At 61.5% G+C, this 25,041-nt stretch carries 15 protein-coding genes; 10 read left to right on the plus strand and 5 right to left on the minus strand.

Annotated elements, in window-relative coordinates:
* Positions 1-4,337: amino acid adenylation domain-containing protein (locus OPU96_RS28240; protein ID WP_498560144.1), on the plus strand; the 4,337-nt coding region annotated here is incomplete at its 5' end.
* Positions 4,338-4,662: 325 nt separating this feature from the next.
* On the opposite strand, the gene OPU96_RS28245 is transcribed toward OPU96_RS28240, so the two are convergent.
* Both OPU96_RS28245 and OPU96_RS28250 read right to left on the minus strand, forming a co-directional pair.
* On the minus strand, positions 4,663-7,074 hold the full coding sequence (locus tag OPU96_RS28245; protein WP_226457786.1) for a TonB-dependent siderophore receptor: 2,412 nt from the start codon (positions 7,072-7,074) through the stop codon (positions 4,663-4,665).
* Positions 7,075-7,183: 109 nt separating this feature from the next.
* On the minus strand, positions 7,184-8,836 hold the full coding sequence (locus tag OPU96_RS28250; protein WP_192301118.1) for a cyclic peptide export ABC transporter: 1,653 nt from the start codon (positions 8,834-8,836) through the stop codon (positions 7,184-7,186).
* 199 nt (positions 8,837-9,035) lie between these two features.
* Here OPU96_RS28250 and OPU96_RS28255 point away from each other — a divergent pair, with 199 nt between their 5' ends.
* Positions 9,036-9,860, plus strand: coding sequence for a N(5)-hydroxyornithine transformylase PvdF (locus OPU96_RS28255; protein WP_498560145.1), 825 nt, complete (start codon positions 9,036-9,038; stop codon positions 9,858-9,860).
* A gap of 139 nt (positions 9,861-9,999) precedes the next feature.
* On the opposite strand, the gene pvdO is transcribed toward OPU96_RS28255, so the two are convergent.
* Genes pvdO through pvdM form a run of 3 tightly spaced genes read right to left on the minus strand, consistent with a single transcriptional unit; the run spans position 10,000 to position 13,540 of the window.
* The gene (gene pvdO / locus OPU96_RS28260; RefSeq protein ID WP_192301120.1) at positions 10,000-10,872 is read right to left on the minus strand and encodes a dihydropyoverdine dehydrogenase; all 873 of its coding nucleotides are present in this window, start codon (positions 10,870-10,872) and stop codon (positions 10,000-10,002) included.
* A gap of 31 nt (positions 10,873-10,903) precedes the next feature.
* Positions 10,904-12,172, minus strand: a complete 1,269-nt coding sequence (pvdN, locus tag OPU96_RS28265) for a pyoverdine-tailoring periplasmic protein PvdN (protein WP_498560146.1) — start codon at positions 12,170-12,172, stop codon at positions 10,904-10,906.
* Positions 12,173-12,190: 18 nt separating this feature from the next.
* Positions 12,191-13,540 carry a pyoverdine-tailoring dipeptidase-like protein PvdM gene (gene pvdM / locus OPU96_RS28270; protein ID WP_226457789.1) on the minus strand — a complete coding sequence of 450 codons (1,350 nt, stop codon included), beginning with the start codon at positions 13,538-13,540 and terminating at the stop codon, positions 12,191-12,193.
* Between the two features lie 142 nt (positions 13,541-13,682).
* On the opposite strand from pvdM, the gene pvdP reads away from it, so the two are divergent.
* The 8 genes from pvdP to tssH all read left to right on the plus strand — a co-directional run bounded on the left by pvdP (position 13,683) and on the right by tssH (position 24,867).
* Complete coding sequence (gene pvdP / locus OPU96_RS28275; protein WP_305392485.1) at positions 13,683-15,314, plus strand: pyoverdine maturation tyrosinase PvdP; 1,632 nt, start codon at positions 13,683-13,685, stop codon at positions 15,312-15,314.
* Between the two features lie 451 nt (positions 15,315-15,765).
* Positions 15,766-16,266, plus strand: a complete 501-nt coding sequence (tssB, locus tag OPU96_RS28280; RefSeq protein ID WP_192301156.1) for a type VI secretion system contractile sheath small subunit — start codon at positions 15,766-15,768, stop codon at positions 16,264-16,266.
* 31 nt (positions 16,267-16,297) lie between these two features.
* On the plus strand, positions 16,298-17,836 hold the full coding sequence (tssC, locus tag OPU96_RS28285) for a type VI secretion system contractile sheath large subunit (RefSeq protein WP_305392486.1): 1,539 nt from the start codon (positions 16,298-16,300) through the stop codon (positions 17,834-17,836).
* Positions 17,837-17,859: 23 nt separating this feature from the next.
* Positions 17,860-19,203: a type VI secretion system baseplate subunit TssK gene (tssK, locus tag OPU96_RS28290; RefSeq protein WP_498560147.1), complete on the plus strand. Its 1,344-nt coding sequence runs from the start codon at positions 17,860-17,862 to the stop codon at positions 19,201-19,203.
* The gene (gene tssL / locus OPU96_RS28295; RefSeq protein WP_498560148.1) at positions 19,200-19,877 is read left to right on the plus strand and encodes a type VI secretion system protein TssL, short form; all 678 of its coding nucleotides are present in this window, start codon (positions 19,200-19,202) and stop codon (positions 19,875-19,877) included. Before tssK ends, tssL begins: the two co-directional genes overlap by 4 nt.
* Positions 19,878-19,884: 7 nt before the next feature.
* The gene (locus OPU96_RS28300; protein ID WP_498560149.1) at positions 19,885-21,600 is read left to right on the plus strand and encodes an OmpA family protein; all 1,716 of its coding nucleotides are present in this window, start codon (positions 19,885-19,887) and stop codon (positions 21,598-21,600) included.
* Between the two features lie 22 nt (positions 21,601-21,622).
* Complete coding sequence (locus OPU96_RS28305) at positions 21,623-22,114, plus strand: Hcp family type VI secretion system effector (protein WP_192301128.1); 492 nt, start codon at positions 21,623-21,625, stop codon at positions 22,112-22,114.
* Between the two features lie 122 nt (positions 22,115-22,236).
* Positions 22,237-24,867, plus strand: a complete 2,631-nt coding sequence (gene tssH, locus OPU96_RS28310) for a type VI secretion system ATPase TssH (RefSeq protein WP_498560150.1) — start codon at positions 22,237-22,239, stop codon at positions 24,865-24,867.
* The last annotated feature ends 174 nt before the right edge of the window (positions 24,868-25,041 follow it).

Below are 25,041 nucleotides of genomic sequence, written 5' to 3' on the forward strand. Positions count from 1 at the left end.
CGCACCTGATCTTCCTCGAGCGCATGCCGCTCAACCCGAACGGCAAGCTGGACCGCCAGGCCCTGCCCAAGCCGGACACCAGCCAGGCGCAACAGGATTGGGTAGCGCCGGTTACTGAGCTTGAGCAGCACATCGCGGCGATCTGGGCCGAGATTCTCGGCGCCGAGCGCGTCGGCCTGAACGACCACTTCTTCGAGATGGGCGGTCATTCGTTGCTGGCGATGCAAGTGATCTCACGCCTGCGTAACCTGCTCGGGCGTGAGGTGCCGCTGCGCAGCCTGTTCGAGCAGCCACGTCTGCAAGGGTTTGTCGCCAGCGTGCTGGCCGATGCCGTGAACACACAGCCACTGGCGCCGCCGATGGTGGCGGTAGGGCGTGAGCAACCGTTGCCGTTGTCGTATGCCCAGGAGCGCCAGTGGTTCCTCTGGCAACTGGACCCACACAGCGCCGCTTACCATATCCCCGGCACCCTGCGCCTGAAGGGGCGCCTCGACACGGCTGCGTTGCAGCGCAGTTTCGACACCCTGGTCGCCCGCCATGAAAGCCTGCGCACCCATGTGCAACAGGACGGCGAGCGGGCGGTACAGGTGATTGCGGCGCATGCCGAGGTCGAGATCTCGTGTCGTGATGTCGATGAGGGTGACGTGCTGGCCCTGGTCGAAGCACTGATCGCCGAGCCGTTTGACCTGCAACGCGGCCCGCTGATGCGCGTCAGCCTGCTGCGCCTGGCCGAGGACGAGCATGTGTTGGTGCTGGTGCAGCACCACATTGTCTCTGATGGCGGGTCGATGCAGGTGATGGTCGATGAGCTGGTGCAACTGTATGCGGCCTACAGCCGCGGCCAGGACCTGCAACTGCCTGACCTGGCGCTGCAATACGCCGATTACGCGAGCTGGCAGCGCGACTGGATGGATGCCGGCGAAAAACATCGCCAGCTCGACTACTGGCGCGAGCGCCTGGGTGGCGAGCAACCAGTGCTGGAGCTGCCGCTGGACCACGGCCGCCCAACCCTGCAAAGCCATCGCGGTGCGAGCCTGGACATCAGTGTGCCGCCGCGCTTGCTGGCGGCGTTGCGGCAAGTGGCGCAGCGTGAAGAAGTTACGCTGTTCATGTTGCTGCTCGCTTCGTTCCAGGCCTTGCTGCACCGCTACAGCGGCCAGTCGGACATCCGCGTCGGCGTGCCGATTGCCAACCGCAACCGTGAGGAAACCGAGCGGCTGATCGGCTTCTTCGTCAACACCCAGGTGCTCAAGGCCGACATCGACGGCCAACTGACCGTCAGCCAGCTGCTGCAACAGGTCAAGCAACGGGCGCTGGAAGCCCAGGCGCACCAGGATTTGCCGTTCGAACAGTTAGTCGAAGCGTTGCACCCTGAGCGTAACCTGAGTTTCAACCCGTTGTTCCAGGTGATGTTCAACCACCAGACCGAGACCTCAGAGCCGGCGCAACAACTGCCGGGCCTGCACGTCAGTGGCCTGGAATGGCAAACCCGCACCGCACAGTTCGACCTGAGCCTGAGCACCCAGGAGTCGAGCGATGCGCTATTGGCTTCGCTGATCTACGCCAGCGACTTGTTCGACGCCGCCACGCCGGCCCGCATGGCGCGGCACTGGCTGAATCTGCTGGAAGGCATGGTCGGTGATGGGCAACAGCGCATCGGCCAGTTGCCGTTGCTGGATGCGCTTGAGCAGCAGTCAGTGGTCCACGACTGGAACGCCACCGCCCAGGTTTACCCGCTGCAACGCGGTGTGCACCAGCTGATCGAAGAACAGGCCGCACGCACGCCGGATGCGCCAGCCTTGGCATTTGCTGAAATACGCCTGAGCTACGCCGAGCTGAACCGTCGCGCCAACCGCCTGGCCCATCGTTTGATCAGCGCCGGTGTGGGCCCTGACGTGCTGGTCGGCGTGGCAGTGGAGCGCTCCATCGAAATGGTCGTCGGCTTGCTGGCGATCCTCAAGGCGGGCGGTGCCTATGTGCCGCTTGACCCGGAATATCCACGCGAACGCCTGGCCTACATGCTTGAAGACAGCGGCGTGACACTGCTGTTGACCCAGGCGCACGTGTTGGAACAACTGCCGATTCCGGCAGGGTTGCACAGCGTGGTGCTGGGTCAATCGTGGTTCGAAGGGTATGGCGAGCACAACCCAGGCATCGCTATCGATCCGGAAAACCTCGCCTATGTGATCTACACCTCCGGCTCCACCGGCCAGCCCAAAGGCGCAGGCAACCGACATTCGGCACTGACCAACCGCCTGTGCTGGATGCAGCAGGCCTATGGTCTGGATGCGCGAGACACGGTGCTGCAAAAGACCCCGTTCAGTTTTGACGTGTCGGTGTGGGAGTTCTTCTGGCCGTTGATGACTGGCGCACGCCTGGTGGTGGCAGCGCCGGGTGATCATCGCGATCCGGCCAGACTGGTCAGCCTGATCAACGCCGAGCAGGTCACTACGCTGCACTTTGTGCCGTCAATGTTGCAGGCGTTCCTGCAAGACCCGGCGGTATCGACCTGTCATAGCCTGCAACGCATTGTGTGCAGTGGCGAAGCGCTGCCGGTGGATGCCCAGCAGCAGGTCTTTGCCAAGTTGCCCCAGGCCGGGCTGTATAACCTGTATGGCCCGACGGAAGCGGCGATTGACGTGACGCATTGGACTTGCACCGATGAAGGCAGCGATACCGTGCCGATCGGTGAGCCCATCGCCAACCTGCGTACCCACGTGCTGGACGCGCAGTTGCTGCCGGTGCCGGTCGGGGTTGCCGGTGAGTTGTACCTGGGCGGTGAAGGCCTGGCGCGCAGTTATCACCGGCGTCCGGCCTTGACGGCCGAGCGCTTCGTGCCGTGCCCATTCCAGCGCGGCGCACGCTTGTACCGCACCGGCGACCGCGTTCGCCAACGTGCCGATGGGGTGATTGAGTACCTCGGGCGCCTCGATCATCAGGTCAAGTTGCGCGGCCTGCGAATTGAGTTGGGTGAAATCGAAGCGCGCCTGCTGGAGCATCCGTTGGTGCGCGAAGCCACGGTGCTGGTGATCGATAGCAAACAGCTGGTGGGCTATGTGGTGCTGCACGCGGCCGACGCGGAGTGGCGTGCGCACGTCAGCGCGCACCTGGCCCGGCACTTGCCGGATTACATGGTGCCGGCGCAGTGGGTGGTGCTCGAGCAGATGCCGCTGAGCCCCAACGGCAAGCTGGACCGCAAGGCGCTGCCCAAGCCGGATGCCCATGGCCGGGGGGGTGAATTCGCTGCGCCGCAAACGGCGTTGCAGCAGCAGATTGCGTCGATTTGGGCCGAGGTGCTCGAGGTTGAGCGCGTTGGTTTGCACGACAATTTCTTTGAATTGGGCGGCCATTCGTTGTTGGTGCTGATGCTCAAGGAGCGGATCAATCGGCTCTGCGGCGCGGTGCTGGCCGTCAATCAGTTGATGCTCAACCCCACGGTGGCCGGGCAAGCCCGTTGTATCGAGGGTGATGCACCAAGTTCATTGATTGTGCCGCTCAACAGCCAGACCCAAGGCACGCCGCTGTACCTGTTCCACCCAAGTTTCGGCTCGGTGCATTGCTACAAGCCAATTGCTTTGGCATTGCGTGAACAGCGGCCGGTGTTCGGGATTATTTGCCGGGCGCTGGTGGCAGAGGACGGTGCAGTGCCGGGTTGGACGCAGATGGTCGAGGACTACGCCCAGCAACTGTTGAGCGCGCAGCCTCAGGGCGCCTTCAGACTGGCGGGCTGGTCGCTGGGTGGGAACCTAGCGATGGAAGTGACGTACCTGCTGGAGCAGGCCGGGCGCACGGTGGAGTTTGTCGGCTGGATCGACGCGCCACCGCCGGCACGGTTTACCGCGTTCTGGGAGCAGGGCGCTGCACCGTCGCAGCCGCAACTGAGTGCGGTTGAACGCCGGGCGCAGATGTTGGAGGTGATGTTCCCCGCGCATGCCGAGCAGGTCCAGGCGCAATGGCGCCAGGCGCAGCAGGCTCATTGCAATGAGGAGCAACAGTGGCAGCACCTGTGCGACTGGGCGGATGCGACGCTGGGCGCCAGCTTCCAGGCGCTCAAGGCCGAACTGCAAAGTGGCGGTGAAACCGAGCGTTCGTGGGCGATCAAGCAGATCCTCGATGAGCGTTTGCAGGCCACCGACTTCCGCGCGATCAAGGCGCCGGTCAGTTGCTGGTGGGCGGCACGTAGCGAGGCGGGGATGCACCAGGCGCTGATCGAAAGTGGTTTGCGCGAGGTGATTGGGCAGGCGGGGATCGAGCGCTCGGTGGTGATCGACACGACTCACCATCGGATTGTTGATAACGCTGAGTTCATCAAAAGCCTGGCGGCGGCCCTGGCATAAACCATCCCTGTAGTGAGCGGGCTTGCCCCGCGCTGGGTGGCGAAGCCACCCCAAAACGGTCCTGCGCGGTGTTTCAGACAGACCCAGGTGCCTGGGTTTGGGGCGGCTTCGCCCCCCCAGCGCGGGGCAAGCCCGCTCACTACAGATTGCAATTTCAGGGTGACAAAAAAGCCCCGTATCTCGCGATGCGGGGCTTTGGCGGCGGCCCTGGCATAAACCGTCATTGTAGTGAGCGGGCAAGCCCGCTCACTACAGATTGCAATTTCAGGGTGACAAAAAAAAGCCCCGTATCTCGCGATGCGGGGCTTTTGTTTTGGCGCCGGGTTTAGAAGTTGTAGCGGGTGGTGACCATCATGTTGCGCGGGTCGCCAGGGTAGGCGGAGTCATAGAAACCGATGTTGGTGTAGTAGTTCTTGTCGAACACGTTGTTGACGTTGAGGGTAGCCGACAGGTTCTTGGTGATCTGGTAGCGCGCCATCAGGTCCACCAGCCAGTACGGGTCTTGGGTGAGGACTTCGGAGCGGCGCAGGCCGGAGTTGCGGATCGACTTCCAACCTTCGCTCTGCCAGCGTGCGCCACCGCCGATGGTGAGCTTGTCCAGCGGGCCGGTGAGTTTGTAGGTGGTGTAGAAGTTGACCTGGTCTTCCGGTTCCCAGGTGGAAACCTTCACGCCGCTGTCGTCGCGGGCAACCTTGTGGGTGTAGCCCGCCTGCAACTGCCAGCCGGTGGCGATTTCGCCAGAGATTTCTGCTTCGTAGCCCTTGGTCTTGGATTTGATGCCGTAGTAGGCCGTATCGTTGCCGGGAACTGAGTTGTGCTCGCTGTCGAGTTCCGGACGGTTTTCTTCGTGGACTTCGAAATACGCGAGGCTGGAATTCAAACGTCCATTGAAGAATTCACCCTTGAGGCCGATCTCGTAGTTCTTACCTTCGTCCGGCTCAAGCATTTTGTCTTCGCGGTCGAAGTAGTCGGTCTGCGGCTGGAAGATCTCAGTGAAGCTGGTGTAGGCGGTAAAGTTATCGTTGAGGTCGTATGTCAGGCCGGCATAAGGCACGACTTTACCGCTCTCCTTGGACTTGCTGGTGCCGGTGACTTCGTAGTTGGCCAGGCGCGCGCCGAGCAGCAGGTGCATTTCGTCGGTCAGGCTGAAGCGGCTGGTGAGGTAAGTGCCGGTCTGGCGAGTGCTCTGGTCGAGTTTGCGATATTGAACCCACTCTGGCTCCGGAATGTCGCCGTCCCAGTTATAGAAGTCAGCAGAGTTGGTGCCGGGAGCAAAGACGGCGTTGTAGCTCTTGCCCGTCCATTTGCTGGTCGAAATGGATTGGCCCACCACCAACTCGTGCTCACGACCAAACAGTTCAAAAGGCCCCGTGGCGTAGGCGTCAAGGCTGTCTCCGGTGGTTTCGCCAGTGTGTTTTTTTGCAAACAGCGAGCTCTGGTTGCCGGAGTCCTGAGAGAGGGCGCCTAGCGGTGCATGGTAGCCGTTGATCTGGTGGTTGTATTGGCCTTTGGCGACCCAGCCATTGGCGAAGCTATGTTCCAGAGTGGCGAAGGCTGTACGGCTGTACTGCGCCCACGAACCCCATTTCGGGCCGTTGTTGAACGAGCGTGGCAAGTCCAGCTCTTTGCCTTCTGCGTCGAAGATCATGCGGCTGCCGGTCCAACTGGAACCTTTCGGGTCGCTGTCCTGGTAGTCGGCGCCTACGGTCAGCAGGGTGTCCTCGTCCAGGTCGGCTTCAAGAATCCCGTAGAAAACACTGGTCTTGCGCGAGTAGTGGTCGAGGAACGAGTGCTTGTCTTGATATGACGCAACCGCTCGACCACGAATATTTCCAGTTTCAGTCAGCGGGCCGCTTACGTCGATCTGGGAGCGGTAGTTGTCCCAAGACCCGGCGCCCAATTCGACGCTACCTTGGAACTCGGACGTCGGCTTCTTGCGGATCAAATTGAGCGTGCCGCCTACACCGCCAGCCCCGGTCAACAAACCGGTAGCGCCCTTGAGCACTTCTATGCGGTCATAGATGGCCATGTCGGTCAGCGTCTGGCCTGCCGAGTATTGGGCGTCGCGCAGGGTTGGAATACCGTCGTATTGGAAGGTATTGATGGAAAAGCCGCGCGAGAAATAGTTGGTACGCTCACTGTCATAGGTCGACACGGTAATGCCGGGGGTGTGGCGCATCACGTCGTCAATCGAGTTGAGGCCGAAGTCATCCATGGCCTGGCGCGTGACCACCGAGATCGATTGCGGCGTTTCCCGTGGCGTCAGCACCAGGCGCGTGGCGGTGGCGATGGTGCCCGGGGTGTAGGAGCCGGTGCCTTCGGTCACGGTGCCGAGTTGGTTGGCCGTCACTTGGGTCGCGCCCAGTTCCAGGCCGGAACCTGCGTGGCTGCTGATACTGATGGTGTTGCCTTGCAGGCCATACCCGACGCCGGTGCCTTTGAGCAGGGTGCTGAGGGCGCGGTCCGGGTCGAATTTGCCTTTGACGGCGTTGCTGCGCTTGCCTTCCACATCCGTCGGGCTGTACAGCACTTGCAGGTTGGACTGGCGGCCGAACGCTTGCAGTGCGCTACCCAGGGACTGGGCCGGCACGTCGATCTCAAGTTCCTGTGCCTGTACATAGCCGGCAATCGGCAGCGACACGGCCAGCGCCAGCGCGCCGGGCAACAGGTTGAAGTTCAGTGCCCGTCGCATCGATAGCGCTTTGCTCAGGGGGCTCAGACCGAGTCGTACTGACATGAATACTTTCTCTTCTATGTTTTAGTGGGCAGATTATAGATGTTTATTGAGTCTGGTTCTCATTACCACTAGTGAGACGTTCCTACTTTAAAAAACCGGAAAGTTTTTTTCATGCCGGTTCCAATTCGTGTACGACCTTGCCCGCACGCAGGCGCACCAACTGGTCGGCGATGTCGAAATAGCGGTCGTCGTGGCTGATCACGATGATGGTCTTGCCCAGGCGCTTGAGGTCCGGCAGCAGCTCGGTATAGAAAATCTTGCGAAAGACCGGGTCCTGGTCGGCGGCCCATTCGTCGAACACCAGCACCGGGCGCTCTTCGAGCCAGGCGTTGACCAGGGCCAGGCGCTTGCGCTGGCCGGTGGACAGGTCGGTGGTGCTGAACACGCCGTCCTTGACGCTGACCTTGTGCGCAATCTCCAGGCGCTCGAGGTACTTGGTCGCGCTGTCCAGCGACTGCGTGGCGCTGCCCTGTACCAGGTCATCGAACAGGTAATAGTCGGCAAATACGGTGGTGAACAACTGGCGATAGTCATCGCGCACCGGGTCGGTGACGGTTTCGCCGTTGAGGCGGATTTCTCCGGACTGGGGTGGGTACAGGCCCAGCAACAGCTTGATCAGGGTGGTCTTGCCGCAGCCGTTTTCGCCGACGATAAACACGATGTCGCCCTGCTTGATGCTCAGGTTGATCGGCCCCAGGTGGAACGGCTGGCTGCCTTCCACCGGCGGCGGGCTGTAGCTCACGCCGCGCAATTCCAGGCTGGTGACCACCGGGTGGGGCGCCTCGCTGGCGTCCATCAACAAGTGCGGCTCGGGGGATGAGAACCGCTCGGCCAGTTCGCTGATGCGCGCAAACGCGATACGCGCCTTGCCGATGATCGGCAGGTAACCCACCACGTGCTCCAGCGGGCCTTTCATGTACAGCAGCACCAGTACGAAACCGGTGATCACCGCCGGGTCCGGATTGGGGCTGTAGGCCTGCATCGCCAGGGCCAGGCCGATGACCACGAAGAACAGCATCGAGCCGAAGGTCTTGGCGACGATATAGATGTTCACCGAGCGCACCTGGATGTCGCTGATCTGGTCGGCGGTTTCCTGGATGCGATGGGTGTTCATGCGATAGCGCCGTGGCCGGTGGATGCGCAGCTCCTTGGCGCCCGAGGCGATTGCCGAATAGTAGCGTTGCAGTTCGTCTTCGAGGTCACGGGCCTCGTCAAAGCCACGAATGCCCTTGGCGCCGGCGATGAACTGCACGCTGCAACCGATGGCGATGGCGACGATCATCAGCAGGAACATCGGCACCGACAGGTACGCCAGGTAGCCCAGGCAACCCAGGGTCACGGTGGTGGCGATGGCCAGCGGTGTGAAGGCGAAGGAGAAATCGCTGATGGTGTCGACGTCGTGGGTCAGTACCGGGATCAGGCGGTGGGAGCGGTAACGCTCGATCTGTTCGATCGGCGCCGACAGCACTTTCTCGCCCAGTTCCTTGCGCAACGCGGCGATGATGCGTTGGCCGACATAGTTGGTGCCGATGTCGGACACGATCGAACTGGTCAGGGCCAGCACGCACAGCGCGGCAAAGGTCAGTACCACACCTTGGGTCATGCCGGTGGAGGAGTGCAGGGCGTTGTTGATGGTGGCCAGCAAAAAGGTGATGGCCAGGCCGCCTGCCATGCCCAGGGCGACGGACACCGTCACCAGGGTACGAAAAGGTCTGAGCAATGCGAGCAGACCATTGAAGGCACCGCGCTTGGGGTCGGTCATAAATACTTCCCGGAGAGTGAATAGAGGGGCTGGGCACACAGACCCTTACCCATGACAAACGAAGCGTGGTGGCGAGTATTTAGCGCGATGTGCCCGGTGGTGCCGGCGGCAGATAAATTGGCGGCGGGCTGGTTCGTTCTTGTGATGTAGGCGCACGCGTAAACACGCAGCGCGCAGTCCATCCAGCGAGAGCGAAACAATGTCGAAGAAGAATCTGGTGTACGTGTGGTCCCTGAGAAATGCTGCCGCCGACAAGGCCGGGCAGCCGGTGGCCTACAAGGACCACGAGCGCTACATGAAATCGGTGCTGGAGTTCCTGGTGGGTTCGTTGAACGACACCCCGCTGGGCGAGGCCTACAACCTGGTGGGCGTGGTGTACGACGATGACGAGCAGAACCCGCGGGACCAGCAACTGGTCAAGGACTACGGCTTTGCCTACCAGCCTGGCCGCCAGTGGCTGTACCCGGCGGACCTGCGGGTGCAGGGCCGGCTGGTCAATGACTTGTTGTTGAGTGTGCCGTCCACCTATCGCCGCTTGCCACGGGGCAGCGCCGAACACATCGCCGGCAAGCAGGATTTCGAACGGCGCTTGCATGACACGCTGGTGGAATTGAAGGCTGACATCGTGGTGCTCGATGGCTTGCTGGTGATCCTGGATGAGCTGGTGCGACCGGGTGCGCCATTTGCGCGGCGCATCATGAACATTCACCCCGGTATTACCCGCATCGAATCGCCGTACGAGCGCCGCGGCGCGTATGCCACGTGGAATGCGTTGTACGGCGCGCGCGGGCTGACGGTGACGGATTGGGCGACAAAGGCCACCACGCCGTCGGAGCCGCTGTACCTGACCGGCGCATCGTTTCATTACGTGGATAACGGCATTGATTCGGGGGAGGTGTTTCACGACGTCTTGAAGACCGAGATTTCGCCTGAGGACACCATCCTTGAGCTGCGTTGGAACAACTTCAACAACAGCCTGTTCCCGGCGTTGCGTGAAGGGTTGGAGCTGTTGGCAAAAATCTGAAGCGGGCACAGTTCAAAATGTGGGAGCGGGCTTGCTCGCGAAAGCGGTGTGTCAGTCACCGGAAATATTGACTGACACACCGCTTTCGCGAGCAAGCCCGCTCCCACACAAGCCTGCACACATTTGAATCTTTAGTGCTTCAGAGTTCGCGCACTACCCGAAAACCAATCCAGTCCCCCCGCGTCTGCGGGTAGATATTGTTGCGGTTGCCCGAGCGCGAAAACACGGGCGCCTCGCCCCAATCATTGCCGCGAATGACGTAGGCCTCGCAGGTCTGTTCTGTCCAGGCGCTGCCATCGGACGGCGCACCTGCGTAGTTCTCGTGGTAGCAGTCGGCAACCCGCTCGTAGACATTGCCGTGCATGTCATACATGCCAAACCCATTCGGCGCGTAGCTGCCCACCGGCGAGGAATAGCTGTAGCCATCCGCCGGGCCGTAGGTGTTGGCGTGCCCGGCGATGCTGTAACCCTTGCCCTCGTCAAACGGGAACGGGAAGGGCCCCTTGGTGCCGGCCCGCGCGGCGTATTCGCGTTGGGCTTCGCTGACCATGTGGTACTGCTGGCCGGTCTTTTTCGACAGCCAGCTCACGTACCTCTGGATGTCGTCCATGTCCATGCATACCGCCGGTTGGCGTGGGCCCTGCGGGTAGCGCGGTTTGCTGGCGATGCATTCGCGGCCGGGGCGGGTGTCGCCGTCAGCGATTTTTACCCCGGTCTGGCGCACGTAGCTGTCCCACTCGCTGGCGGTGATGTGGAAGCGGCTCATGGCGAAGGGCTTGGCGAAGGTCACAGTGTGCATCGGGCCTTCGTCAGGCTCGCGGCCGACTTCATCCTCGGGCGTGCCCATGGTGAACGTGCCCGCGGGCAGCACCACCATTTCCGGGCAGTCCTTGCAGTCCTTGAACACTTTGCCCGGCTGCGGCGTGGCAGCCTGGGCCAGGCCTGGCAGCAGGGCGCCGCAGGCGGCCGCCAGGGTCAGGGCGGCCAGGGGGTTGAATCGGGATCGCATCATGAGGGCCTCTGGTCAAAAGGAAAAATGCACGTCACAGCCGTGGGCTCAGCAGGGCCATGAAACGCTGGATCTCGTCGGAGGAATTGAGCAGCCCGGGCGCGGTGCGGATCACCGGACCGGCATCGCGGTCCACCGCATCGATGACAACACGCTGTTTCACCATGTAGTCGGCGATGTCGCTGCTGTCCTGGCCCTTGACCCGGAAGAAGGTGAAGCCAGCCGACAGTTCGGCGCTGCGCGGCGTGACCAGTTCGATCTGCGGGTGGCTCAGCAGTTGGTCTTTAAGCTCGGTATTGAGCGCATGGATACGCGCCTGCACCTGCGCCTTGCCCAGTTGCAGGTGCAGCTTGAAGGCTTCATCCGCCGCCCAGCGGTGTTCGAATGCGTGGAAGCCACCAGGGGTCATGGTGGTGGCGAAGTTGGTGTCTTCGGAAAAGGTCGGCACCATCGGCGTGATGTACTTGTTTTCGCTCTCGCGGGCGCAGACCAGTCCGGTACCGCGCGGGCCGAACATCCATTTGTGGGTGCCGGCGATAAAGAAGTCGCAGTGCATGTCCGGGAAGTCGAGGTTTTCCACGCCAAAGCCATGCACGCCATCGACCACGTAGAGAATGCGGTCGTGGTCGTCGCGGTGGCGGTTGTGTTCAGTCACCAGTTGGCCGATCTCGCCGATGGGCAGCTTCACGCCGCTGCCGGACTGCACCCAGGTCATGCCCAGCACGCGGGTATTGGGGCGGATATTGCGCTGGATATTGCCGAGCACTTCGTCCGCCGAGAGGCGGTTGGCGTGCTCGAACAGCTTGAACCGGCGCACCTGGGTGCCTTGCTTGCGCACGCGAAAATCCAGCACGTTCTGGGTCGCGTAATGCTCGTGCACGGTGGTGAGGATCTCTTGGTCGGCGCGCAGCTGGATGCCGCCATAGATCATCGCCAGGCCCTCGGACGTGCTGGCGGTAAGGGCGATCTGCGCGGGTGCGGCCTGCAAATAACGACCGGCCCATTCGCGCACCTGGCCTTCGCGCTTCCAGGTTTCTTCCAGGCCCCAGTCCATCGCCAGGCCGGGGTTGCGGTCGATCTGCAGGCGGTAGCGCTCGATGGCGTCGCGCACCGGTTTGGGGTGTGACGCCACGAGGAAGTTGGAGAAGTGCAGGTAGTTCGGGTCCTGGTTGAACAGTTGCTTGAGATCCGTCCATGGATGTTTTGCCGCAGGCGCGGCAGTGACGGCCAGCGCCTCGGGCAGCAGCGGCAGGCTGGCGGCGAATAGCCCGGCCTGCTTGAGAAATGTACGGCGGTCGGTCATGGACGTGCTTCTAGGTGATTAGCGATTGGCCAAGGGCTTGGCGGCTTTTTGTACCTGGTCCCACACGCGCAGGAAGTTGCCACCCCACAGCTTGGCAATGTCAGCTTCGGAGTAGCCGCGCTGGATCAGCTCGGCGGTGACGTTGCGCACCTCGCCGACGTTCTCCCAGCCGTCGATGCCGCCGCCGTCGTTGAAGTCCGACGAGATGCCGACGTGATCAATGCCGATCTTGCGTACCGTGTAGTCGATGGCGTCGCCCCAATCCTTGAGGCTGGCCTTGGGTTCTTCCTCAAGAATGCCGTACAGGCCCTGGGCGTACTGGCCGAATTTCTGCTCGGGCCAGGCGGCGATGATTGCGTCGCCGGGCATCAGCGCCATGGCGAGGTTTGGCAGCGGTGGCAGATCAAAACGTGCGCGCAGGCTGTTGAGCTTGTCCTGGGTCGGCTGGCTCAGCGGTCGCAGGTACGCCGAGAACCCGACGACTTGCACCACGCCGCCGCTGTTCTTGATCAGTTGCAGTTCCTTGTCGCTGAGGTTGCGCGCGATATCCACCGACGCTCGCGGCGCCGAGTGGGACGCGACCATTGGCGTGCGGCTCAGCTGTGCCACCTGCTCCAGCGCCTTGGTCGACATCTGCGACACGTCGATGATCACCCCCAGGTCGTTGAGGCGGTGCACGGCTTGCTGGCCAATCGGCGACAGGCCTTCGAGGGCGTCGGTGGAGTCATTGAAAAACGGCAGTGGGCGCGATGAGTCGGACCACGCGTTGTTGCCGATATAGCTGAAGCCGAACATGCGCATGCCACGTGCGGCCCACAGGTCCAGCTGATTCAGGTCATTGCCCAGGGGGTAGGCGTTGAGCATGCTGATAAAGATCGCGAATTTACCTTCGCCATGCAGGCGCCGGAAATCGTCCGGGGTGTAGGCAATGCCCACTTGGTTGGGAAAGTCGCGGACCATGCCGGAGATGATTTTGTAGCGCACCTCCTGCTCGTGGCGCGCTTCTTCGACAAAACCGTCGGTGGGTTTGTGCGGGGCGTTGGCGCCGTTCCAGATCTCCGGCCAGCCGAAAATCGTCAGCGCCGCTCCCGACAAGCGTCCGCGGGCAGCCTTGGCCAGGTCGAACTGGCCGCTACCGTCCTTGTCGGCCTCGCTGCCGACACCGCCAAAATCCAGGGGCACGGTGATATGGCTGTCGAACGACAACAGGCGATCCTGCATTTCATTGGCCTGCTTGATCACTGCCAGCGGGTAACCCGCATTGCCCCTGAACCAGTGATCCCAGGCCAGGAAACCGGCTGCGGCGCCGATGGCCAGTGCCAGTGGCAGGCCGATATACAGCGCCTTTTTCGAACGTGGTTTTGTCATTGCCATCTCAGTCAGTTGAGGCCTTTGCTATCAGGGAAGAACGAGCGCTGGACGCAGAAATTTAGGCGGTGCGCCAAGTGCGGTAAATTTCCCCGGCCTGCAAACGTTCTAGCTCTGATTAAGCCGTTTCCTAAGGTAGACAATGACGATCTCTCGACGTGGGTTCATCGCAGGCCTGGCGCTGACCGGCGCGGCTGTGCCAGCGGCCTTCTATGCCCATCGCGAGCTGACGCGTGAAGAAGAATTCCCGATCACTCCCGGCGAAGCCACGGTGGACTTGGCCGACACTGCCGGCCAGCACCTGGCGAACAGCCTGCGCGGTGTTTGGAGCCTGCGCCTGGAAGGTCGCGACGCGGGTCTCAAAGGCCTGCCGCTGCAGGGCCTGGAACTGTTGCTCGACATCGCCCCACGGGGTCGTGGCCTGCGTGGCTACCTCGACACCGCAGCCAACCTGCGCGCCACCGGCGAACCGCGTTACCGTGTCCTCGGCGACCTGCTGCCGGGGGAGGGCGCCACGCTCTACTGGCGCCTGATCGACCGCGACGCGCCCGGTGGCGTGCCCGCCTACGAATTCAAAATGACCCTCGACGAAGTCTGGGGCGTGTTTGGCAACGCCGGCAGCGGCACCCTCAGTGGGCAGATTCTCAACCTCGATCGTCCCCTGGCCTTGACCGAACGCGACAACCGGTTTATCGCGCACAAGCAACTGTTTCCCGAAGCCCGCGAGCGCATCGGCCTCAATCCGACCCTGCTGGCCTGGCTGATCAGCGCCGAACACCGGTTATTCCACCAGCTCTGGCACGCGACCCGTGACCAATGGCACAAACTCTCCGAAGAAAAACGCGATGCCCTGCGCGGCATCGGTTGGCAACCCGGCCCCCGCGGCCAGGAGCGCGATGCGCGCGGCAAACACAAGGACCGCAACGGTTCGGGGATCGATTTCTTCTTCATGCATCGCCATATGCTCGGCACCGCGCGTTCGATGCAAGACTTGCCTTCGTGGCCCGAATTCCCCGCACCGCAGCCTGCACTGGAGCGTGATCGGCTGGGTTTCGTGCGTTACTTCGACAACCACGATGGCTTTGCCTTGCCGCCCACCTGGTCGGCGCCGGATGACCCTGACTACACCCAGTGGGTCAGCGACATCAAGGCGGCCGAGACTTACCACAGCAACTTTCAAGTGTGGGAGTCCCAATACCGCGACCCGCGCTACCTGGCCAAGTTGACCCTGGGCCAGCTCGGTTCCGAGATGGAATTGGGGCTGCACGACTGGCTGCACATGCGCTGGGCCTCCGTGCCTCGCGACCCCTCCAACGGTGGCCCGGTGCCCTTCGCCCGCGATCCCTCGGACTTCGCTGCGCGGTGGTATGCCGCGGAAAACGACTTTCTGGGCGACCCGTTCTCATCCCATGTAAACCCGGTGTTCTGGCATTTTCATGGCTGGATCGACGACCGTATCGAGGACTGGTTCCGTGCCCATGAGCGCTTCAATCCGGGTGAGGTCAGCCGGCTTGAGGTCAACGGCGTAGCGTGGTTTGCCCAGGGGCGTTGGGTAGAAGTCGGCGACCCTTGGCTGGGCCCGGACACCCACGGCTGCAGCACCACACCGGGGTTGCAGATGGGGCGGTCGATGGAGATGGACCCGGAGACCATGAAGCTGGCATTGCGCATTACTTTCGGTGCAGAAGATGACGCGCTGAAGGGATTGTTCAAGCGGGTGCCAAAGCGGCCCTGGTACGCGCGGCATCTGAAGGTGAAAAGTCGGGAGGCCTGATCCCGACTTGCCCTATTACAACTATTACGATTTCAACCGACCGCAGCCGGACGCTAATGTGCCGGTTGCGGTGTGAGTCGTGCCTCGCTTTTTAAGCGTTCTTCTCATCGAATGCCTCGCCTTGGGTTTTCTCGCGTTTGTAGGCGTTGTGATTTCTAACGCTAGGAACACTCTGTCTGTATAGGTCTTGCCTCATCGGTTTGTTTTGGGTTTTCCCTGGATTTACTCTTCTTCTGACAGCCGTTTCATATTTTTTTGTTTATGAATAAATAAAAAGTTGAAATAGAGTTTATCTGTGCGGTTTGTAGGATGCATCCTCAAAGCTTTGTGGAAAGTTCCCGCGCATAGTTCGGGGGCTGGTAAAAAATGTCTGGGATACTTCATTCTTGCGGCGACAGAGCGCGCCAGTGATGGCCGGTTATTGTTTTGCCATACAGCAAGGGATGAAGTTATGACGCTAGATAGTTTTCAGAATGAAGTGCCCAAGGCGCGGGTCAATATCAAACTGGACTTGCATACCGGCGGCGCCCAGAAAAAAGTCGAGTTGCCCCTGAAGTTAATGGTGATGGGGGACTACAGTAACGGCAAGGAACAACGCCCACTCTCGGAGCGGGGCAAGATCAATATCAATAAAAACAACTTTGACAGTGTTCTCGGCGAGTTCTCGCCGGGGCTGAAACTGGTGGTGGAAAACACCTTGCCGGATGACGCATGCGACACCACTGTCGAGTTGAGCTTCCAACGCCTGAAGGATTTCGAACCGGAGCAGGTTGCGCGGCAAGTCCCGCAGTTACGTGCACTTCTGGCCATGCGCAATCTGTTGCGCGATCTCAAATCCAACTTGCTGGATAACGCGACCTTCCGACATGAGTTGGAGCGCATTCTCAAGGACGACGCGTTAAGCGCTGAACTTCGTACCGAATTGGCCGCGTTGGCGCCTAAAACTAATTGATGTCCATGGATTTGAAAAAGGAGTTTTGAGCATGTCCGTAGAACAATCCGGTTCGCAATCCCATGGCAGCACCGTACTGTCGGAAAACAACAGTGGAGTCTACGCCACACTGTTCAGCAAAATTAACTTGAGTCCCGTGGCGGAGTTAGGCGGGCTCGAGGTGTTTCAAAATACCGAGGCACTTTCCGATGTGTCTGCCGATGAGCGGGTTACCGCCGCGGTCAATGTGTTCCTGCAGTTATTGAAACAGTCAGCCCATAAGGTCGAACGCCTGGACAAGGTGCTGTTGGATGAGCATATCGCCTCGTTGGATCGGCAGATAAGCCGTCAACTGGATGCGATCATGCACCACCCGGACTTCCAGCGCGTCGAGTCGACCTGGCGTGGGGTGAAATCGCTGATCGACCAGACGGATTTCCGCCAAAACGTGCGTATCGAGCTGCTGGACATCAGCAAAGACCATCTGGTGCAGGATTTTGAAGACGCGCCGGAAATTGCCCAGAGCGGTCTCTACCTGCATACCTACACCCAGGAATACGACACCCCCGGCGGTGAGCCAATCGCTGCCGCTATCTCCAGTTACGAGTTCGACCGCAGCCCACAGGACATTGCCCTGTTGCGTAACATTTCCAAAGTGGCCGCGGCTGCCCACATGCCGTTTGTGGGTTCCGTCGGGCCTGCATTCTTTGGCAAGGCATCCATGGAGGAAGTGGCCGCGATCAAGGACATCGGCAACTACTTCGACCGCGCCGAATACATCAAGTGGAAGTCGTTCCGGGACAGTGACGATGCGCGCTACATCGGCCTGACGATGCCGCGTGTGCTGGGGCGTCTGCCCTATGGTCCCGACACCCTTCCCGTGCGCAGTTTCAATTACATCGAAAGCGTCAAAGGCCCGGACCACCACAAGTATTTGTGGACCAACGCCTCCTTCGCGTTTGCCGCCAATATGGTCAAGAGCTTTATCGCCAATGGCTGGTGTGTGCAGATCCGTGGACCGCAGTCCGGTGGTGCGGTGACCGAGTTACCCATCCACTTGTACGACCTGGGCACTGGCAACCAGGTGAAGATTCCCTCGGAAGTCATGATCCCGGAAACCCGCGAATTCGAATTTGCCAACCTCGGTTTCATCCCACTTTCCTACTACAAGAATCGCGACTATGCGTGTTTCTTCTCCGCCAACTCCGCGCAGAAACCTGCCCTCTACGACACCCCGGATGCCACGGCGAACAGTCGTATCAACGCGCGCCTGCCCTACATCTTTCTACTGTCACGCATCGCCCATTACCTGAAGTTGATCCAGCGCGAAAACATCGGCACTACCAAAGACCGGCGCTTGCTGGAACTGGAGCTCAACAAGTGGATTGGCGGGCTCGTGACTGAAATGACCGACCCTGGCGATGACTTGCAGGCTTCACACCCGCTGCGCGATGCGAAGGTGACGGTGGAAGACATCGAAGACAACCCGGGCTTCTTCCGCGTCAAGTTGTACGCCGTGCCGCATTTCCAGGTGGAGGGCATGGATGTGAACTTGTCGCTGGTTTCGCAAATGCCCAAGGCCAAGGCTTGAGTCAATCGTAGGGAAACGATGCCATGAAGATCGATCGCCCTCTGTGGGCTTGCGGCGTATTGCTGTCGGCGCAGCAATTCCAGCAACAAACGCGTTGGGAGGCCTGGGCCAACGTACAGCTCGCTCATCTGAGCCTGGCGCACCCTTGGGGCGTCCAGGCCGTCGGGTTTGATTTGGAAGCCTTGCGCCTGGGCAAACTCAAGGCCACCCAGTTGTGTGTATGCCTACCCGACGGGACGTGGATCGACACCGGTTGCGTCGACCGCCTGCCACCTGCCTTGGGCTTGGCCGATGAGGTCCAAGCTACGCTGGTGCATGTGGCATTGCCGCTGGAGCAGGCCAATGGCAACAACTGTCTGTTTGACGGCGGCAACAGCGACCGGCCGATCCGTTATCGCCAGGACTGGCGCGAGGTCCAGGATGTCTACAGCGATGAACGGCAATCCATCGCGGTGCTGGAGCACGCGCTGAGCCTGCGTTTGCACAGTGACGACAACGCGGACTACGTGACCTGTCCCGTTGCGCGGCTGGTCCGTGACGGGCAGGGTGCCTGGAGCCTTGACCCGGTCTACGTGCCGCCGCTGCTCAGCTTTGCAGCGCATCCGGGTTTGTTGAGCCAGTTGGATAACCTGTTGACCCAATTGGCGGCCAAGCGGCAACGGCTCATGGGCATGCGGCGCGAGAGCAATCAGCGCATGGCCGATTTTGCCGTGGCCGATGTCTCGCTGTTCTGGTTGCTCAATGCGTTGAACACCTACCAACCGGTCCTGGCCGATCTGCGGAGTTTTCCGGCGCGACATCCCGAACAGGTCTACCAGGAACTGATCAAACTCGCCGGCAGCCTGTTGACGTTCTCATTGGAACACGACATCGACAAAGTGCCCGCGTATCAACACGGCAACCTGGAAGCGGTGTTCGCACCGCTGATGAACACTATTTCGCTGTTGCTGGAAGCCAGCCTGCCGTCGCGGGTCGTTGCCCTGGAGTTGGAGGCACAGGGCGCCAATCGTTGGCAGGTGCAACTGCATGATCCCCGCCTGCGTGAGCGTGACGGTGCGGATTTCTATCTGTCGGTGCGCAGCCGTCTGTCCGCGGCGCAGTTGCAGGATCAGTTTGCGCAGCTCTGCAAGGTGGGCACGCCGGACGCGGTCGACTACCTGATCAACGCGGCGCTCGACGGCGTGCCATTGCGGGCCCTCAGCCATGTGCCGGCAGCGATTCCGCTGCGCCTGGAAAACCAGTATTTCGTGCTTGATTTCAGCCATCCCAAGGGCCAGGCGGTACTGGACGCAGGAGTCTGTGCGTTCTACGTCCCAAGCACATTGGTCGACGTCAGGCTCGAACTGTTTGCGGTGCTGCGCGCATGAACCAGATCAATTCAAACGGTCACGATACCCCACCTGCGGACGTTGATGAGCTGCTGCAGGACACCTACCTGCTGGTGGTTGAGTTGCGTCAGGGCGTTGCATCCGAGGGCCGGCCGGAGTTGTGGGGAGTATGTGTCGCGCAGGTCGAGCAGGTTCGACAGCGGCTTGCGTCGGCGGGCATGACGAAGCGCGCAGTCGATTACATCTCCCATGCGCAATGCGCGTTGCTGGATGAGACGGTGCTGACGTATGGGAGTAAGAACGATCAGGCCGCATGGGCAAAACCCCTTCAGGCCAAGTTTTTCAACCACCATCAGGCTGGCGAGTTCCTGTACGAGGACATGCAGGCAGTGTTACGCGAACCGGCACCGGACCGGCAGGTCCTGACGGTGTTCCATCGCGTGCTGATGTTGGGTTTTCAAGGTCGTTACCGCGACCTGAACGACCCTGAGCGTCAACGCTTGCTGCACGCGCTCAACGCCCATGTGCCGCCCTTGAGGCTCAACCAGAGCCTTGTCACCCAGGCGCGTAGCGGCGCCATCTCGGGCTTGGGCTGGTTGCAGTCGCCGCTGATGCATGTGCTGGCCGCCACCGTGGTACTGGCCGCAACGTGGTGGGGGTTGGATCAACTGTTGAGCGATGCGGTTGCGTTGCTCCTGCCTGATCAAGCGTGAGGGCCCGATGACGATCTCCTCTCATCGACTGCTGGTGCTGTGGGCAGGAGGGCTGCTCCTTGCGTTGCTGGCGATCATTCCACTCACCGTCTGGGTGCGGGCGGCCGGGCTTGTCCTAGGGCTGTGCGGTATCGGGTTGGCATGGGTGGCCGTGAACCGCCGGGCATGCGTGTTGCGCGAATCGGTGAAGCTGGGTGGCAACGTCGCCTTGCCGGCGGCGTCCTTCCGGCATCCGGTGGTACTGGTCTGTGGTGATGGCCTCGATGCGCTTTTTGGCCCGGTGTGCGTTGAGCAGTTGAGCCTGCGGGAGACTCCCTCGGGTTGTTACGTGCGGGTACCCAGCCTTGGGCAACTGCCGCTGATCTGCGACGGCATCCTGGCTCTGCGACCCGGCTGGGGCGCCCAGCTGTGCGTGATGTTTGTCGTGAATCCCGGTGCACACAGCGACAGCTCGGCGCTGCTCGGTCGAGTGCGAGCCCTCGGTTACCAGGCCACCTTGGCACGCAAGCGAGGTATCGCGCTGCCATTGCTGCTGGTGAGTTATCTGCAAACCGTGCAGGGCGCCGAGCCGTGGTTCAGTTGGGAAGGCGGCAAGGCCGAGGCATATGTCCGCGATATAGACCAGTGCGCCACTCTGAGTGAGTGGCAGCATCAAGCCGCCGACCTGCCTGAGCAGTCCGCACGGTTGCACGCTTGCGTTCAGTTGGGGAGTGTCGCCGGTTGGCTGCAGGACAAGGTGTTGCCTTGTCTCGTTCATCACAACACGGATGTCGCCAGCGTGTGCGCGTTCAAAATGGTCTCGGTGCTGCCCCGGGCGGTGGAGGGCAACCTGTGGGGTCAATGGCTTGCTCACAAGGTGGCGTTGGTCGATGGCCGCGTGATCGATGCGACGGCGACATTACCTTTTCCAGATGCATTGCTTGGTATGCTCAAGCGCCATCCGTCGCGTACCCCGCGGCAACGGGCAAGCGTCGTGGCCTTGTGGTTGTGGGTAGCTGCCAGCGCGGTCGCGCTGGCCAGCTCAGCCTGGCAGAACACCTTGTTGTTGCGCCAGGTCAGTGATGACCTGCGTCGCTATACCTCGATTCCGCCGCCGCCGCACCGAGAACAGCGTGCGTTCCTGTTGCGCGAAGACGCCGTCACTGCGCTGCGCCAGGCCGCCCAACTGCTGGATACCTACTACCGACAGGGTGCACCGCTGGCCTTGGGACTGGGCCTGTATCGCGGCGAGCATCTGCGTGCCCCGTTACTCGCCGTGTTGGCCGCCCATGTCGAGCCGCCACCGACGGTTTTGCCCACGGGACCGGCGGGTGTGGTGCGGTTGGACAGTCTTTCGCTGTTTGCCAGCGGCAGCGCCCGACTCAAGCCGGGCTCGACCAAGGTGCTGATCCGTGCGCTGGTCGGCATCCAGGCACAGCCTGGCCAGTTGATTGTGATCGCGGGGCATACCGATGCCACCGGCGACGCCGAGAAAAACCGCCGGCTGTCCTACGCCCGGGCCGCTGCCGTGCATGGCTGGATACAGCAGATGAGCGCAATCCCCGACAACTGCTTCGCGGTGCAGGGGTTCGGTGCCAGCCAACCGATTGCAAGCAACGACACGGTAGAAGGGCGCGCAGCCAATCGTCGTGTCGACATCCGTCTGGTGCCTGAGGCAGGGACGTGTTCACGCGCTGTTCCAGGACCTGACGGGCAACCTCCCGTCGCACATCGCGACGTTTAATGTCCAAGAAAAGGAGCTTCACATGGCAATTCCCGTTTACCTCTGGCTTCAAGACGACGGTGGCGCAGAGATCAAAGGCTCGGTGGACGTGCAAAAGCGCGAAGGCAGCATTGAGGTGGTCGCCCAGGACCACAGCCTGTACATCCCGACCGACAACAATACCGGCAAGTTGACCGGTACGCGGGTGCACACCCCATTCCTGTTTTCCAAGGAAATCGATGCCTCCAGCCCGTATCTCTATAAGGCTGTCACCACCGGGCAAACCCTCAAGAGCGCCGAGTTCAAGTGGTATCGCATCGACGATGCGGGGCAGGAAGTCGAGTACTTCATCACCAAGCTGGAGAACGTCAAGGTGGTGAAGGTCGCGCCAAAAATGCACGACGTCAAAGACCCCAGCAAAGAGAAACACAACCATTTGGAGCAGATTGAGCTGCGCTACGAGAAGGTCACCTGGACCTACAAGGACGGCAACATCATCCACTCCGATGCCTGGAGCGAACGCCAGAGCGCGTGATGTACCTGCACCACCAGGCGATTTGCCGGTGTGCTGGGTTGAGCGTCCGCTCGCGGGCGCTCAGCCAAACACATCGCGTTTCAACCTGACGACCCAGCCCCTTTGGCGAGGATGTATTGCGTATGGCCCAGAACTCCACCCGTTTGCTTCGTCGACTCAACCCTTTCTGCGCGCAGGCGTTGAGTGCGGCCGCGTCCCTGTGCCAGGGCAGCGGCCACGCGCAAATCACCATTGAACACTGGCTGCTCAAGCTGCTGGGCCAGGGGGAGGGCGACCTCACGGTCATCGCGCGGCGTTACGAGTGGAATCTGGAGGCACTGTGGTACGGCCTGCTTGAACACCTCGACGGCCTGCCACGCAGCGTGCAGGGCAAGCCGCAGTTGTCCGCGCCCTTGCAGCAATTGATCAGGCAGGCCTGGTTACGCGCCTCGCTCGACGACAACAACGACAGCCTGCGCTCGGTGCATCTGTTGGGCGCGCTGATGGAGACGCCCGGCCTGTTGGCCTGCGAAGCCGCCTGGCCATTGGTCAGTCTCGGTGAGGCACAGTTGCAGCGGTTGATGGGGCTGTTGGACCAGGTCTCCGAAGAGCGTCCGGCGCTGCAAGAGACTGTCGAACCGCAGTCCATTGAACCGAAGGGTGATGATGCCCGGTCGGCAACGTTGGACAGGTTCACCAGAGACCTCACCGCCAAGGCCGCACAAGGAGAGATCGACCCGGTGTTTGGCCGTGACGATGAAATCCGCCAGGTCATCGACATCCTCAGCCGTCGGCGTAAAAACAATCCGCTGCTGGTGGGCGAGCCTGGCGTCGGCAAAACGGCCTTGGTGGAAGGCCTGGCATTGAGCATTGCCCAGGGGCGGGTGCCTGACAGCCTCAAGTCAGTCTGCGTACGCACTCTTGACCTGGGTTTGTTGCAGGCGGGTGCGGGCGTCAAGGGCGAGTTCGAGCAACGCCTGAAAAGCCTGATCGATGCCGTGCAACAAGCCGACAGCCCGGTGCTGCTGTTCATCGACGAGGCCCACACCCTGATCGGCGCCGGCAACCAGGCCGGCGCTGCCGACGCCGCCAACCTGCTTAAACCCGCGTTGGCCCGTGGCGAGTTGCGCACCATCGCCGCGACCACCTGGAGTGAGTACAAACAGTACTTCGAGCGCGATGCGGCCCTCGAAAGACGTTTTCAAATGGTCAAGGTCGACGAGCCGGACGACGCCAATGCCGGTCTGATGCTGCGCGGCCTGAAATCGCGCTACGCCACTCACCATGGCGTGCATATCCAGGACGCGGCGGTGCAAGCCGCAGTCAGCCTGTCACGGCGTTACCTGACCGGGCGCCAACTGCCGGACAAAGCGGTCGACCTGCTCGACACCGCCAGTGCCCGCGTGCGCATGAGCCTGGATTGTGAGCCGCAAGCGCTGGTCCGACTGAAGGCGCGGCAAGCGGCGCTGGAACTGGAGCGTCAGGCATTGGAGCAAGACCAGGCCCTCAGCGGCGGCGACGTTGGCGAGCGCCTGGGGCTGATCGACGTGCAATCCGCGGATTTGCAGCGCGAGCAAAGCGCACTGGAGCAGCAATACCGGCAAGAGCGTCAGTTGGCCGAACAACTGATGAGTGCGCGCCGGATGCAGCCACCACAACCGGGCACCTGCGCACGGCTACAACGGGAACTTCATGCCATTCAAGGCGAGCAGCCGCTGCTGTCACTGGATGTCGACGTACGCAGCGTGGCCCACGTGATTGCCGATTGGACCGGCGTTCCGCTGGGCAGCTTGCTCAAGGACGAACACCACAGCCTGTTGGCGCTGGAGCAGCAGTTGGGGCAGCGGGTGATCGGCCAGGCTCCGGCGCTGAGCGCATTGGCACAACGGCTGCGCGCGGCCAAGACCGGCCTGACCAACGAGCATGCACCGCTGGGAGTGTTCCTGCTGGTGGGCACCAGCGGCGTGGGTAAGACCGAGACCGCCCTGGCCCTCGCAGACAGCCTGTTCGGCGGCGAAAAATCACTGATCACCCTGAACTTTTCCGAGTACCAGGAAGCCCACACCGTCAGCCAGCTCAAAGGCTCGCCGCCCGGTTACGTCGGCTATGGCAAGGGCGGTGTGCTGACCGAAGCCGTGCGGCAGCGGCCCTACAGTGTTGTGCTGTTGGACGAGGTCGAAAAGGCGCACAGCGACGTGCTCAATCTGTTTTACCAAGTGTTTGATCGTGGATTCATGCGAGACGGTGAAGGGCGCGAGATCGACTTTCGCAACACCGTCATCCTCATGACCTCCAATCTCGGCAGCGACCTGCTGTACGACTGCTTGCAGGCCCAGCCCGACGCCCCCGACAGCCTGCTGCACGAACAACTGCGGCCCATCCTGCGCGAACACTTCCAGCCGGCCTTGCTTGCACGGTTCCAGACGTTGATCTATCGACCGCTGCAAGCCGACGCACTCAAGCGCATCGTCGCGCTCAAACTGGCCCAAGTGGCCAAGCGGTTGCGTTTCCACTATGGCCTCGACTGCCGGTTGGGCGACTCACTCCACGACGCCCTGGTTGCCGCCTGCCTGTTACCGGACATGGGCGCGCGCAACATCGACAGCCTGCTCAACGAACAAATCCTGCCTGTTCTCAGCCAGCAACTGCTGGAGCGGCGCGCGGCGCAGCAGCGGTGCCAGTGCGTGAGTCTTGAGTTCAGTGAAGAGCAGGGCATCTGCCTGAGCTTTACGGACGACGATGCTGCGCCGCAAACCGCAATCATGGAGGCGTGAGATGAGTGTCTTCTTCGATCACAGTCGACACACATTACGGGTCAACAATGTTGCCGCGCCGCTTGAGGTTCTGGCCTTTGCAGGAGAGGAGGGCCTGAGCCAGCCGTTCAAGTACCGCATCGAATTCACCAGCCCCGACCTCGACCTCGCCGCCGACTCCATCCTCGGCCATCA

Source organism: Pseudomonas sp. RP-B7, assembly GCF_059803535.1.

Coding starts and splice junctions, on each gene's coding strand:
- OPU96_RS28255 (WP_498560145.1), top strand. CDS start 9,036: ATGTCGAAGAAGAATCTGGTGTACGTGTGGTCCCTGAGAAATGCTGCC.
- tssL (WP_498560148.1), top strand. CDS start 19,200: ATGAACCAGATCAATTCAAACGGTCACGATACCCCACCTGCGGACGTT.
- tssH (WP_498560150.1), top strand. CDS start 22,237: ATGGCCCAGAACTCCACCCGTTTGCTTCGTCGACTCAACCCTTTCTGC.
- pvdO (WP_192301120.1), bottom strand. CDS start 10,872: ATGATGCGATCCCGATTCAACCCCCTGGCCGCCCTGACCCTGGCGGCC.
- OPU96_RS28305 (WP_192301128.1), top strand. CDS start 21,623: ATGGCAATTCCCGTTTACCTCTGGCTTCAAGACGACGGTGGCGCAGAG.
- OPU96_RS28300 (WP_498560149.1), top strand. CDS start 19,885: ATGACGATCTCCTCTCATCGACTGCTGGTGCTGTGGGCAGGAGGGCTG.
- OPU96_RS28245 (WP_226457786.1), bottom strand. CDS start 7,074: ATGTCAGTACGACTCGGTCTGAGCCCCCTGAGCAAAGCGCTATCGATG.
- pvdN (WP_498560146.1), bottom strand. CDS start 12,172: ATGACCGACCGCCGTACATTTCTCAAGCAGGCCGGGCTATTCGCCGCC.
- tssK (WP_498560147.1), top strand. CDS start 17,860: ATGAAGATCGATCGCCCTCTGTGGGCTTGCGGCGTATTGCTGTCGGCG.
- OPU96_RS28250 (WP_192301118.1), bottom strand. CDS start 8,836: ATGACCGACCCCAAGCGCGGTGCCTTCAATGGTCTGCTCGCATTGCTC.
- pvdM (WP_226457789.1), bottom strand. CDS start 13,540: ATGACAAAACCACGTTCGAAAAAGGCGCTGTATATCGGCCTGCCACTG.
- pvdP (WP_305392485.1), top strand. CDS start 13,683: ATGACGATCTCTCGACGTGGGTTCATCGCAGGCCTGGCGCTGACCGGC.
- tssB (WP_192301156.1), top strand. CDS start 15,766: ATGACGCTAGATAGTTTTCAGAATGAAGTGCCCAAGGCGCGGGTCAAT.
- tssC (WP_305392486.1), top strand. CDS start 16,298: ATGTCCGTAGAACAATCCGGTTCGCAATCCCATGGCAGCACCGTACTG.